Here is a 12929-nt window from a genome sequence, read left to right as displayed (position 1 = left end):
CGTTCACCATCAGCGACTTCAGGAGTCACATGTCCAGCGTCTTCGATCCGCCCGCGCCGACCGGAACCGGGCGGCAACCACTGACCGGTGTCGCCCTCGCCGAGGGCCTGCGCGCGGCGGTCGCCGGTCGGGTCCACACCCCCGGCGAGGACGGATATCGCCTGTCGGCAACCGGGTTCAACGTCGCGACCGAGCACCGGGCGGCGGCCGTCGTCGTGGCCGCCGGCGCCGCCGATGTCGCGGCCGCCGTGAGCGTCGCGAACGCCGCCGGCTACACGGTCGCGGTGCAGGCCACCGGGCACGGGGCGAGCCCCACGCCGCCGCACAGCATCCTGATCGACACCGCGCTCCTGGACGCGATAGCGATCGATCCGGACGGGCGCACCGCGACGGTCGGCGCGGGCGTGCGCTGGCAGGAGGTATTGGATGCGGCCGCCCCGTTCGGACTGGCCGCGCTGGCGGGGTCATCGACCAGTGTGGGTGTGGTCGGCTATACCCTCGGCGGCGGTCTGGGCCCGATCGCGCGCACCTACGGGTTCGCCGCCGATCATGTGACCGCCATGGAGGTGGTGACCGCCGATGCGACGCTGCGCCGGGTCACGCCCGAGGCCGAGCCCGATCTGTTCCGGGCGCTGCTCGGCGGCGGCGCGGCCTTCGGAATCGTCACGCAGATGACCTTCCGGCTGTTCCCGATTCGCAGCCTGTACGCCGGCGGTCTCACCTATCGGATGGACGATGCGGCGACGGTGCTGCGAGCCTGGCGGAATTGGGTGGCGACCGTGCCGGAGGCCGTGACCAGCTCGGTGGCTGTCCTGAATCTTCCTCCGCTGCCCGAGATTCCGGAGCCGCTGCGCGGTGCGACGGTGCTGCACCTGCGCTACGCCCATGTCGGCGACGCTGCCGAGGGTGCCGCGCTGCTGCAGCCGCTGCGGTCGGTGGCATCACCGATGCTGGACACGATCGCCGAGATGCCCTATGCGGCACTCGCGTCCATCCACAACGACCCGGTCGACCCCATGCCCGCTGCCGATCGGTCCACCCTGCTGCGCGAACTGCCCGACGCGGCCATCGACGCGCTGCTGGAGGCCGCCGGTCCCGCACGCGGACTGCCGATCACCATGACCGAGATCCGGGCTCTCGGTGGCGCGCTCGCGCGAGAGTCGCTGTCGCCCACCATGGTTGCGGGCAGGCAGGCCGCTTTCAATGTCCTCGCGGTCGGCGTGCTGGCACCGCCGATCGCGGCGGCGGTCCCCGCGGCACTGGACACCGTGATCGATGCCTTCTCCGCGTGGAGTCTCGGCGCGGCCACACCGAACTTCACCCGCGATCCGCACGGCCGCAGCGCCGCCGAAACCATGGCGGCCTGGACCGCCGGTCAGCGCGAGCGCCTGGTCGAGGCGCGCCGCCGCTACGACCCGGCCGGCATGTTCGACCCGGCCGCCCGGTGGACCATGCCCGCCGCCCACTGACCGCCGGCGGGGACGCGGCATCCGGAAAGACCTGCCACCGGTCGAGAGACCCCGAGGGGTGCGGCAGGTCGATCCGGGTTTCCTATCAGCGGCCGTTCCAGACCGGGGCGCGCTTCTCGGTGAAGGCGCGCACACCTTCGGCGGCGTCTTCGGAAAACAATGCGGTGGACGCGATGTCGTATTGCTTGTCGAAGGCGTCGGCCGTGGTCCAGTCGGATGTCTCGTCGACGATGCGTTTGCTGCCCTCCAGGCTGAGCGGTGCGTTGGCGGCGATGCGCTCGGCCAGTTCCAGAGCCGCTGTGAGTGCTCGGCCCGGTTCGGCGAGGATATTGATCAGGCCGAGTTCGGCCAGCCGGGTCGCCTGCATGGGGTCGCCGGTGAGCGCCAGCTGCATCGCGATATTGCGCGGCAGGCGCTCCCGCAGACGCATGACGCCGCCGGCGGCGGCGATCAGGCCGCGTTTGGGCTCCGGTATGCCGAATTGCGAATCGCTCGCGGCGACAATCAGATCCGCGGCCAAAGCCAGTTCACAGCCGCCCGCGAGGGCCGGGCCTTCGACGGCGGCGATCAACGGTTTGCGCGGCGGCTTACCGGCCAGACCCAGAGCACCGCGATTCTCGGTCAGCGGGGCTTCTCCCCGCGCCATCGCTTTCAGATCCATACCGGAACTGAAGTAGCCGCCCGCGCCGGTGAGGACGGCGACGCGGACGTTCGGATCGGCTTCGAACGCGTCACAGGCCTTTTCGAGCCCGAGGGCCATGGCGTGATCGACCGCGTTGCGGAGCTCGGGGCGGTTCATCGTGATGATCATGACGGGGCCGCGGCGCTCCACCAGCACGGGCGGCGGTGGGGGCGCGGGCAACTCGTGGCGTTGCGTGCCCTCGAAGGTGATATCGCCGTCACCGATCGTGGCGGATCGGCCCAGCGCATCACCGTCGCGCAGTTCGGCGACGAGATCGGATCTGTTGCTGCGCACCAGCACTCGCGTGCCGTCGGGGGCGATCAGGCTGATGATCACCGCCTCCGGCTCGCCGTCACGTCCGTAGGGCAGTGTATAGGCCTCGACCACCGCCGGTCCCTCGTACTCGGTCCGGACCGGACGGGCGGGCGGATTGTCGACGACCGGCCGCAGATGGGCGTAGGGCCGCTGCGGCGGTGTGGCGGAATAGATGCCCAGCGCGTGCTTGGTGACGTACCAGCCGAGTGAGGTGCTCAACCCGAAGGTATCAGGGTCGGCGCGCAACTGCGCGACCATGGTGGCGATCGCGTGGGTGCCGTAATTGTTGCCCGGCCCGCCGCCGAAGGTCAGTCCGCCGGTCACCGAGAGCGAGCGTTCGGGATCGTCTGTGGCGAGCCCGAGTTCACGCGCCGCGATCTGCACCGCGACCGGGAAGCAGGAGTACAGGTCCACGGGACCGATCCGGTCGATGGTCAGGCCGGCATGCTCGAGCGCAGCCGCGCCGACGGCCCGGATCGCCGGGGAGGCAGCCAGTTCCGCGCGTTCGGAGACGAACCATTCGTCGTGCGCGCTGGCGCCGGCGTGGACGAACACCCATTTGTCCTGCGGGATTCCGGCCGCCTCGGCAGCGGCGGCGCTGCACAGCACCAGTCCGGCGGCCATATCCACCTGCAAATTGGCGCACAGCAGTTTGGTGTACGGGGCCGATACCGTCCGGTTGTCCGCGGTCGGTGTGGTCAATTCCGGCGCGCTGAACCGTTGCGGCAGCCAGGCATTCGGATTGTCCGCGCCCACCGCCGACAACCGCGACCACAGCTCGCCGATCGCCTCGAGATGCTGCTTCGGATCGCGGCCGAGCCGATGCCGGTTGGCCGACTCCATGAGCGCGTACATGTAGATGGGCGCACCCAGCCCGACGGCGATTTCGGCGGCGTTGTTGGCCTCCTTGTCGATCCCGGCGATACGGGTCGGCTCCACCTCGGGGCCCTGTTCCGGCCACGTCACCTCGGTGCCCGCGCGCTGCGCGGCGGCCATGGTGGCGCCCGCTTCCGCGCCGGTCACCAGCACGATCTCGTAGGTGCCGTCGGCGATCGCCTGTGCCGCTTCATTGACCAGCAGCTGGCCACCGTCGCCACCGTAGGTCGAGGACTGCACGGTATCGGCTCCGTCAGCGCCGACCGAACGCACCACCAGGGCGCCGAGATCTCGATACTTCCAGGAGGCGCTGGCGACCGCGAACACCGCGTCGGCGGCCGAGAGCAGCGACTGCCCCACCCCGGCATCCCGCGCGGCCAGCCGCAGTGCTCGCACCGCCAGCGCCGCCGGGTCCTCGGCGGTGTTCGGCTGATGCTGCACCAGCTGTCCGGCACCGACCAGAACCGGAGTATTCGGTGCGATCGTGCGACCGGACGCCTTGTGCAGCACGGGTTTGCGCACCGATTTCGCGCCGGTGAAGGGCCCCGCCGCGGCGATACGGTCCGGCACACGGTCCAGTGACTCCCGCAGGGCCTCCGACAGGCTTCGCACCAGCGAGGCACCCAGCGGGCCGTCGACGGGTTGTCCCGACAGCCCGGCGTCGAAGTAGGCGGTCGCCCCGTTCCCCTCGGCACGCACGGTCAGCCAGAAGCCGAGGGTCAACCCCATCGGCCCGGCGCCGCGCAGTACCAGCGCGGTCTCGTCCACCGCGACCACGGTCCAGGCGACTTCGGCCGGGATGCCCATGAACTTCACCTGCTGAGCGAACTCCGATCCGGGGTATACACCGCTCGGCGCCTCGCCGCGGAAGGCCGCGTGCATGGTCAGCCATTCGGCGAACCGGCCCGGATCGGTCAGATAGGCCGCGACCTCGGCCACCGGACGGTCGAGATGCTTGCTCGCGTGGGCCCGTTTGCCGAAGTCCGCGAGCCCGTCCGGTGGGGTGTACGCCTCGGAGACGGCCGGGCCGGCGGGAGGCGTGGCGGGCCTGCCCAGCACTCCCCCGACGATGTCGCGCAGAATCGCCGGATCGCTCGTCACGGCGTCGGCTAGTGCGCGTACCGCACGTACTCGAGCGCGCGCCTGGCGCATCACCTGGGGAAGTCGACCCACGTCAGCCACTACCTAGCCCTTTCCATCGGCGGAACTATTATTTGCGAAATAGTTCCGTGGAACTATTAGACGGATAGTGGTTCCACGTGTCAAGATGACCTCGTGACCAGACCCGGTGCGCCGCTGTCCAGCCTGCTCAGCCGCGCGATGACCCTGCTTCCGCAGTCGGCGCCCAGCGACGACGCGACGGACGCGCGGGTCCTCGACGCCGCGTTGCGAGTCCTGGCGCGCCGCGGCACCCGCGAGGCGACCATGGACGACATCGCGGCCGAGGCCGGGGTCGGCCGCACGACGCTGTTCCGCCGCTACACCGGCAAGGACCAGCTGTTCGAACGGGCGCTGGCTCGCGATATCGGCCGCATCCTCGCCGACCTCGCCGACCGCTTCACCGAAGTCACCGATCCCACCGAACAGGTGGTGCTCGGCTTCCTCACCGGGCTCGGACTGGGCGACCACATCCTGTTCCGCGATGCCGACCCACTGCGCCGAGCCGAACTCATCCAGGCTCTCGGCCAGGGCGATCCGTCACCGATCACCTTGGCCTTCAACGCCATTCGCGCGAATATCGGCAAAGCCCAAGCGGACGGCAAGATCCCGGTCCGTGACCCCGACGCCCAGGCCGACGCCCTGGTGCACCTGATCATCGGCTACCTGGCCACACCGAGCCATGCCATCGATCTGACCGATCCCGCGGCGGCCGAACGCGTCGCCCGCGCCGCCGTCGCGCCGATCCTCACCGGAACCATCGACTGATCCACACCCGTCCGGGGACGTCCCGCGACGACATCCGAATACACCGTCCCACCGCCTGTCCGCGGTGGCGCCGGTCGCTGCCCAGCGCCCGAAAGCCTCACGCGCGCATCCGATCCCGCACATCTCAGGAGTGATCATGACTGTCACCTACACCGACCCCTACCGCACGCCGGAACGTCTCGCGCTACGCGAGGCGGTGGGCGATTTCGTTCGCCGCGAGGTCGCGCCGCATCTCGACCGGTGGGAACGCGAGGGGGCTCTGCCCCGCGAATTGCACCGGGCCGCGGCGAAATCCGGACTGTACGGCATCGGCACGCCCGAGGCGTACGGCGGTGACGGCGGGGATCTCGTCGACATGACCGTCGCCACCGAGGCGTTCATCGAGGCCGGCGGCTCGTCGGGCTGCCACTCCGCCCTGTTCACCCACGGGATCGCGCTGCCGCACATCGTCGCCGCCGGCGACGCCACCCTGATCGACCGGTACGTGCGCCCGACCCTCTCCGGGGACCTGATCGGTTCGCTCGGGGTGACCGAGCCGGAGGCGGGCTCCGACGTCGGATCCGTGCGCACCACCGCGGTCCGCGACGGCGACCACTACGTCGTCAACGGCGCGAAGCTGTTCATCACCTCCGGCACACGCGCGGATTTCGTCACCACCGCGGTGCGCACCGGCGGACCGGGCGCGAGCGGCATCAGCTTGCTCGTGATCGACACCGGCACTCCAGGTTTCAGCGTGTCGCGGAAGCTGGAGAAGATGGGCTGGTTGTGCTCGGACACCGCCGAGCTGACCTTCACCGATTGCCGGGTACCCGCCGCCAATCTGGTCGGCGCCGAGAACGGTGGATTCGCGCTGCTCGGTGCGGCTTTCGTCACCGAGCGGGTCAATATCGCGGTGCACGCGTACGCGATCGCGCAGCGCTGCCTCGATCTGACCCTCGACCACGTCCGGCGTCGGGAGAGCTTCGGCAAGCCGCTGATCGCCCGGCAGGTGGTGCGGCACAAGCTGGTCGAGATGCGCCGCCGGATCGAGCTGGCCCGCACCTTCACCCGCCAGGTCGCCGTGCGCGCCACGGCCGGCGAATTCGTCGTCGGCGAAGCCTGCCTGGCGAAGAATTCCGCCGTCGCGGCCGTCAAACACGTCGTCGACGAGGCCGTCCAGTTGCACGGCGGCATGGGGTACATGCGGGAATCGGAGGTGGAGCGCCATTACCGTGACGCGCGCATCCTCGGCATCGGCGGGGGCGCCAGCGAAGTGATGACGGATCTGGCGGCGAAGCTCTTCGGCTACGACAGCTGAGAAACGTCAGTCCATCTCCTCCAGCACCCGGCGCAAGACCTTGCCGGTGGCATTGCGCGGCAGTTCGTCCAGGACGACCACATCGCGGGGAACCTTGTAGCGCGCCAGGTTCGCCTTCACGTACGCCTTGACCTCCGCGTCGTCCACGGTGGCGCCGGGCGCTGGAACGATATAGACGCGCAAGCGTTTTCCGAACTCCTCGTCGGCCACGCCGACGACCGACACCTCGTCGATATCGGGCCGCGCCGCGAGCAGATTCTCGATCTCCAGCGGGTAGACGTTCTCACCGCCGGAGACGATCATGTCATCGTCGCGGCCGTCGATGTGCAGCAGCCCGTGCTCGTCGATCCGGCCCATATCGCCGGTGGACATGTAACCGTCGATGAACTGCTTGTGACGGCCGTCGGTATAGCCCTCGAACGGCGCACCACTGCGCACGAACACCCGACCGGAGACGTTGCGGGCGCTCACCCGGTGCCCTTCGGCGTCGAACAACGCGATTTTGCTCGTCACCGGCGGGCGACCGACCGTGCCCGGGGCGAGGCGCAATTCGTGCGGCTGCGCCACCGTCGCCACCGCGACCTCGGTCGAACCGTAAAGGTTGTAGAGCACGTCGCCGAAGGTGTCCTGCACCCGGGTCGCCAGCTCCGGGGACAGCGCCGAGCCCGCCACCGCGACGGTTTTCAGCGTCGACAGGTCGTAACGCTCGATGATCTCCGGGCCCAGCGCCACCAGGCGATGCAGCATGGTCGGCACCGCGACCAGCATCTCGGCGCGGTGCTCGCTCACCGCGCGCAACGTGGCCTCGGCATCGAACCGGCGCAACAGCACCGTCTTGTTGCCCAGCGCGGTGGCGACCGTCCACGTCCCGAAGCCGGTCGAATGGAAAATCGGCGACACGATCACCACGCTGCCTTTGCGCGGGAACGGAATACGGTCCGCGATCATCGCACTCGCCAGCGGCGACACCTTGGTGCGCGGCGCCCCCTTGGGCAGACCCGTGGTACCGCTGGTGAGAATGATGAAACCACCCGGCCGCGCCGGCGCCGGTGGCATCCGGCGATCGCCCGCGCCGATCAGCTCATCCACGGTCCGCGCCCCCGCCGGTACCACGTCGACCCGTTCTACCCGGGGATGAGTGACGGCCGCTAGTTCGAGTCCGGTTCTCGGAGTGCGGGTTTGGCCGGAATGTGGCTCAGCGCCTCCTCGGCCATGGCGGTGATGGTGAGGCTCGGGTTGACGCCCACATTCGCCGGTACCGCGGACCCGTCGGTCACCAGCAGATTGCGGTAGCCGAAGACCCGGTGGTACCGGTCGACCACTCCTCGGCTCGCGTCGGGCCCGATCACGGCGCCGCCGAGGATATGAGCCGTGGTGGGCGAGCTGATCAGCGATTCGGCGACGGAGCTTTCGGGGTAGCCGCCGATGTGTCGCGCCGCCAGTTCGGTGAACCGGTTCGCGATCGGCAGATAGCTCGCCGGGGCTGTGCCGGCATCGTCGACGACGGTGGCCATCCCCGAACCGAATCTCTTGGGACGCAACCGGAGTGAGCTGTCGAGGCTTTGCATGACGGTGAAGACGACGGTGCGGCGGGACCAGCCACGGATGCGTGTGGGATTCAGCCAGCGGAACGGATGCCGGGCGATCTCTCGCACGAATTGCAGGGTTCGCCGCCGGCCGCCGGTGAACGGGCCGAAGGTCAAGGCCAGCGCGTCACCGGCCGCCGCGTAGGTGTTGTTGGTGACGTGGGTGTGCTCGTCGGGGTGCACACTCATGGTGATGGTCAGGTCGGTGGCGAGATCGGCCGAGCGGTCGTGCGCGGTGACCGCGGTGATGGCTTCGCTGTTGGTGCGTACGAGGTGCCCCACACGGTCCGACAGTCTCGGTAGCGAACCGGTGGCGCGGGCTCTGGTGAGCAGTTCGCTCGTTCCCATCGCTCCGCCCGCGAGCACGACTCCGCGTGCGTGCACGACCTGGCGGTCACGCCGTATCCACGCGCCGGAGCGTTCGGTGGTGACGGCGTAGCCGTCGCTGCCGTCGGTGGCGCCGAGCGGACGAATACCGACGACCGTACGTTCGGGCCGGATCTCGACCCCGAGCCCTTCGGCCAGGTGGAGATAATTCTTGACCAGGCTGTTCTTGGCGCCGTGGCGGCAACCGAGCAGACATTCGCCGCAGCGTAGGCACCCGGTGCGTTCCGGTCCGGCACCGCCGAAGAAGGGATCCGGCACCGTCTCGCCCGGAGTGCCGAGATACACCCCCACTCTGGTCTGGTGCACGGCATCCGGCACACCGAGGTCGGCCGCGACGGCGCGCATCATCTGCTCACTTCGACCGTCGCTGTGACAGTCCACCACCCCCAGCATGCGTTCGGCGGTGGCGTAGTGCGGAGCGAGCACCGTTCGCCAATCCGCGAGCTCGGCCCACTGCTCGTGCCGGTAGAAGTCGTCGGAGTGCGGAACGTACAGCGTGCTCGCGTACACCAGGGACCCGCCGCCGACGCCCACCCCGCAGATCACCGATACGTGCTTCATCGGCCGCAGTTGGAGGATTCCTCTGAGGCCGATGCGCGGAGCCCACAGCATGCGCGGAGCCTGCCATGCGCTCGTGGCGAAGTCCTCGTCCCGGTAGCGGCGGCCCTTCTCCACAACGGTGACGGAGTATCCCTTCTCGGCCAGTCGCAACGCGGCGACGCTGCCGCCGAAACCGGATCCGATCACGATCCAATCGCGCATCACCGGACCTCCCGTCGCAGCAGGAAAGGCGAGCCGCCGTGGGGCGTGAAGGGCAGGCCGAACGTGAGGCCCAGCACGGTCCCGTCCGCGAGGATGCGCAGATCGTCGACGACCCGCCGCCAGGGGAAGGGGGCATCGGATGCATAGCTGACAACCACGGCCGGCGCGCCGTCGAGCCGGGAGGGACCGATGGTCGCGCGCAGCGGCAGGGTGGCCGATTCGCCGCGCGGGCCGGCGAGGTTGTATCCCGTCAGCCCGTCCCCCGCGGGAGCTGGTCGCAGATCCTTACCCCACCAGTCCGCCAGACCGAAGAGCCGGAACGCTATCGGGGCCAGCGCACGCACGAGCGCCGGCCCGGCGAGCTCGGCCTCGAGACGTCCCGTCACCTCCGCGAGGTCCGGGCACGCCGCAGTCCGAAACAGTGCGCGTAACTCTTCGCTGCTGCGCCGGGCGAGGGTGTTGTCCATGACAGGGAAGTGTGCGTTTCGCCGACCTGCGGGGTATTGCCCACCGACGACAGAGATTTACCTCTGGACGACAGGTTCGGCGACGCCGCCCGCGCGGCGGACGGCGCTCGGGGTGGCGCCGAACCAGCGCAGGCAGCAGCGCGTCAACGCCGACTGCTCCGCCAGTCCGACCGCAGCGGTCACGCGGGACAGGGCGAGGTCGGATTCGATCAAGTGGCGTAGCGCGGCATCGCGGCGGACCGCATCGAGAATCTCGGCGTAGGACGTGCCCTCCGCCACCAGCCTGCGCTGCAGAGTTCGCGCGTGAATACCGAAAGTGGCTGCGACAGCTGACAACTCGATCGCCCCACTGCCCAGAGCCTGGTCGAGATAGCCACGAACCCGCGGGACGTACACCTGCTGCGGGTCGGGGTAGCGCGAAGTGAGGTAGTCCAGGGCGAGCTTTCTCAGCAGCGGATTCGCCGCCGCCAGCGAGGAGTCCAGCCCCTCGGCCGGCAATCTCAGGGTGGCCGTGCGACGGCCGAATCGGGCCGGCGCCCCGAAACACTCCACGTACCGCTCGGGCGGGGCGATCCGGGAATGCGGGAAGTCCACGCCGATCGGCGGCGTCGCCGCGCCGAGTTCGAGTCGACCTACCCGATATGCCACCAGCAGCGCCATTTCGACGACCTGACGCGTGGGCGGGGGCGCACTCAGCGAGTACCGCACACCGGCCACGTCCGCATTCCCGTCCGGATCATCGGTCAGGGTGAACGACACCGCCGGGCTGTGCACGAACATGAACCGGGATGCACTCTCGACCGCTTCGCGCAGGGTCGCCGAGTGGAGCATGACCACCGCGAGCGGGCCGAGGATCGAAATGTCTTGACGTTCGGCCACTCTCAGCCCCAGGTCGGGGACATCCAATTCGGCGGATGCGTGTTCCAGCAGCCGTGCCAGACTGCGATGCGAGATGAGCGCGTCTTCGGAGTCAAGCAGCGCGGGTTCGATTCCGACATGTGCGAGCAGCGCGGCAGGGTCACCTCCGCACTCTTCGATCACACTCCCGAAACCCCGCAGGGCGGCAGCTCGGATCACATCGCTCATGTCGCGCCAGGATAAATCACGATCCGAGTGATGACCGACCGCCCTCGTCACGAGGAGTGCCGGGCGCATGTTTCATCTCGGTCGCTACGCCCGGAGCGGCCGCCCGCCGCGAGTAGACTGCAGCTTGCTCGCAGATGTCCAAAAGGTGAACTCAAAGGGAGTGACGATGGACCTTCTCGAGGGTGGGGTAAAAGCGATTTCGTGGACGGCCGATGCGACCACATCCGCGGCCGGTGCGGTGGGCGGCGCCGCGGTGAACGGAGTTCTCGGCGGGATGCAGGGTGTCGTGTCCGGGGTGCGGAGCGGACTGAGCAGCGGGAGTCATTCGACACCGGCCGCCGCGCTCACGTTGGCGGCGATCGGAGCCACGGGAGTCGTGGACTGGCCCGTGCTCCTGGGCGTCGGCGGCACCGCACTCGTACTCCGGAGGCTCACCTCGCACCCGGACCAGCAACCGTCGTCGGCCACCAGGGCTCCCGCCGCGCAGCGCAAGCAGCCGGCCCGCAGTGACCGACCGGCCCGCCGCAGCGACGGTGGCAAAAAGACGACCGCCCGCAAGACCGCGGCCCGCTCACGCCGCGCACCCAGCAAGGCGTAACCGGCGCCGGCGAACCTCGAGCAGCCTTCCGCGTGACCGTGGGCGCACGCTTCTCGTTGCGCGTCGACGGCCGTCGTACGTGCCGTCGTCGGCCTCGACTCGCGGCGTAGCGTGGAAACGGTCAGCGCGATGATTCGCCGACGACGTCGATGACTCCCAGGCGCCACAACGCCGCGTACAACTCACGCAGGGGAACGGTCAGCACCTGCGTCAGCGCGCCCGTCAACGGATCCTGGCCGCCACCTACATCAGCTGTCCTCACGACGGCCACTGTGGCGAACCCAAGCGTCGGGACCCCGAATATCGCATGACCGGAAGGCAACATATGGCCGACAAAACGCACACCAGCCACCGGAACGCGGTCGACAAGGTCATCGCCGCGCACAGTTTCGCGGTGGAACTCCCCCTGCTCGGCCGTGTACCGATCCCCCGCCCCGAACAACTGGCCTACTACGGCGCACTCGGCGCCCTGGCCGCCGCGGAAATCATCGAATGGCCCGTCGCCCTGGTACTGGCCGGCGGGCACTGGCTCGCGGAAAACCAGCACAACCGCGTGGCCCACGAAATCGGCGAGGCCCTCGAAGACGCCTGATTCCCCACCTCGGACGCGCCTACCCGCCGTAGATTCCGCCGACGAGCACGGGCGCGGCCGTACTGATGTTCCACTGCGCCGCGAGCCGTACATCGCGCACCAGCCCGATACCGGTCAGTTCCCGGCCGGAGATCGCTTCGGCCAGGACTGCGGGCAGCGATAGCCGCCTCACGGCGGCAGCCGATCACGCATAGCGCTCGACGTGCCCGACGGTGTCGAAGCCCAGGCGTCGATAGATTCCTTCGCCGTCCGGTGATGCGGTGAGTACGACCCGGCGAGCACCCGCTGCCAGGGCCAGTGCCAGCGCATACCGCGTGAGCGCGGTCCCGATGCCTTCTCCGCGATGATCGGCTCGGGTCACGATGTGCTCGAGCGATGCGCCCGCGGCGCAGGTGACGACGGCGGCACAGCCGAGCACCTCCCCGCCGTCACGCCAGAGCAGGTAGCGGGTGGACCTCCGATCCATCCCCTCACGCAGGCCGGTCACGAGATCGTCGACATCGGTCACACCCGACCAGAGTCGCGCCCACTCGGCGAGGCCGGCATCGCCGGCCACGTCCTCGATCGGCTCCGGTCGTCCGCGTTCCAGGTACGCGGCTCGGTCGGGATCGGCGAGCATCATCAGCGGCTCGGTTTCGAACAACTCCAGTCCGCGCCGCCGCAGGAGCTCCGGAATCTCCGGCGAATCGACGTCCGGCCAGAAATGCCAGCATGCCGGTACGCCGTCGAACAGTGTGCGCAACTGCTCGATCTCGTGCGGGATCGCAGCGCCCACTCTGAGGACTCCGTTCAGTTCCTCGCTGGGCGCACCGGTGTGGAACCAGCTCGACGGCGTGCCATCGCTCGACCGGCTCGCGCGCACCAGATGCGTTGCGACAAAGGTGGT

12 protein-coding genes and 1 pseudogene are annotated in these 12929 nt (G+C 69.2%); 5 read left to right on the top strand and 8 right to left on the bottom strand.

The genetic code is table 11. The features are described from left to right. The first annotated feature begins 29 nt into the window (after window positions 1-29). Complete coding sequence (locus tag NN2_RS07850) at window positions 30-1469, top strand: FAD-binding oxidoreductase (RefSeq protein ID WP_063910711.1); 1440 nt, start codon at window positions 30-32, stop codon at window positions 1467-1469. A gap of 85 nt (window positions 1470-1554) precedes the next feature. On the opposite strand, the gene NN2_RS07845 is transcribed toward NN2_RS07850, so the two are convergent. Beyond that, window positions 1555-4443, bottom strand: coding sequence for a type II toxin-antitoxin system Rv0910 family toxin (locus NN2_RS07845; RefSeq protein WP_245658593.1), 2889 nt, complete (start codon window positions 4441-4443; stop codon window positions 1555-1557). A 174-nt stretch (window positions 4444-4617) separates the two neighbouring features. On the opposite strand from NN2_RS07845, the gene NN2_RS07840 reads away from it, so the two are divergent. Both NN2_RS07840 and NN2_RS07835 read left to right on the top strand, forming a co-directional pair. Next, entirely contained in the window at window positions 4618-5268 is a 651-nt protein-coding gene (locus tag NN2_RS07840; RefSeq protein WP_030516325.1) for a TetR/AcrR family transcriptional regulator, read from the top strand. A 136-nt stretch (window positions 5269-5404) separates the two neighbouring features. Continuing rightward, window positions 5405-6565 carry an acyl-CoA dehydrogenase family protein gene (locus NN2_RS07835; RefSeq protein WP_063011807.1) on the top strand — a complete coding sequence of 387 codons (1161 nt, stop codon included), beginning with the start codon at window positions 5405-5407 and terminating at the stop codon, window positions 6563-6565. 6 nt (window positions 6566-6571) lie between these two features. On the opposite strand, the pseudogene NN2_RS07830 reads toward NN2_RS07835, so the two are convergent. The 4 genes and pseudogenes from NN2_RS07830 to NN2_RS07815 form a co-directional block, all read right to left on the bottom strand. Then, a pseudogene (locus tag NN2_RS07830) lies at window positions 6572-7660 on the bottom strand (AMP-binding protein); the annotation flags it as partial. A 53-nt stretch (window positions 7661-7713) separates the two neighbouring features. Then, complete coding sequence (locus tag NN2_RS07825; protein ID WP_063011732.1) at window positions 7714-9300, bottom strand: FAD-dependent oxidoreductase; 1587 nt, start codon at window positions 9298-9300, stop codon at window positions 7714-7716. After that, on the bottom strand, window positions 9300-9767 hold the full coding sequence (locus NN2_RS07820) for a hypothetical protein (RefSeq protein ID WP_063011730.1): 468 nt from the start codon (window positions 9765-9767) through the stop codon (window positions 9300-9302). The genes NN2_RS07825 and NN2_RS07820 overlap by 1 nt, the downstream gene beginning before the upstream one ends. A 57-nt stretch (window positions 9768-9824) precedes the next feature. Beyond that, window positions 9825-10853 (bottom strand): AraC family transcriptional regulator, encoded by a 1029-nt coding sequence (locus NN2_RS07815; protein ID WP_063011728.1) that lies wholly within the window; start codon window positions 10851-10853, stop codon window positions 9825-9827. 166 nt (window positions 10854-11019) lie between these two features. Here NN2_RS07815 and NN2_RS07810 point away from each other — a divergent pair, with 166 nt between their 5' ends. Beyond that, complete coding sequence (locus tag NN2_RS07810; protein WP_063011726.1) at window positions 11020-11451, top strand: hypothetical protein; 432 nt, start codon at window positions 11020-11022, stop codon at window positions 11449-11451. A gap of 121 nt (window positions 11452-11572) precedes the next feature. On the opposite strand, the gene NN2_RS07805 is transcribed toward NN2_RS07810, so the two are convergent. Then, the gene (locus NN2_RS07805) at window positions 11573-11713 is read right to left on the bottom strand and encodes an Rv1535 domain-containing protein (RefSeq protein ID WP_156511260.1); all 141 of its coding nucleotides are present in this window, start codon (window positions 11711-11713) and stop codon (window positions 11573-11575) included. Window positions 11714-11776: 63 nt separating this feature from the next. Here NN2_RS07805 and NN2_RS07800 point away from each other — a divergent pair, with 63 nt between their 5' ends. Next, window positions 11777-12043, top strand: coding sequence for a hypothetical protein (locus NN2_RS07800; protein ID WP_063011722.1), 267 nt, complete (start codon window positions 11777-11779; stop codon window positions 12041-12043). A gap of 19 nt (window positions 12044-12062) precedes the next feature. Here the strand turns inward: NN2_RS07800 and NN2_RS37000 are convergent, their stop codons facing one another. Next, window positions 12063-12215 carry a hypothetical protein gene (locus tag NN2_RS37000; protein WP_156511259.1) on the bottom strand — a complete coding sequence of 51 codons (153 nt, stop codon included), beginning with the start codon at window positions 12213-12215 and terminating at the stop codon, window positions 12063-12065. Window positions 12216-12227: 12 nt separating this feature from the next. Then, window positions 12228-12818 carry a GNAT family N-acetyltransferase gene (locus tag NN2_RS07795; protein ID WP_181063909.1) on the bottom strand — a complete coding sequence of 197 codons (591 nt, stop codon included), beginning with the start codon at window positions 12816-12818 and terminating at the stop codon, window positions 12228-12230. Window positions 12819-12929: the final 111 nt, after the last annotated feature.

Source organism: Nocardia nova NBRC 15556 (genome assembly GCF_001613005.1).
GTDB lineage: Bacteria > Actinomycetota > Actinomycetes > Mycobacteriales > Mycobacteriaceae > Nocardia > Nocardia nova.
The sequence above is the reverse complement of the archived record's forward strand: the minus strand, read 5'-3'. Positions and strand labels throughout refer to the sequence as shown.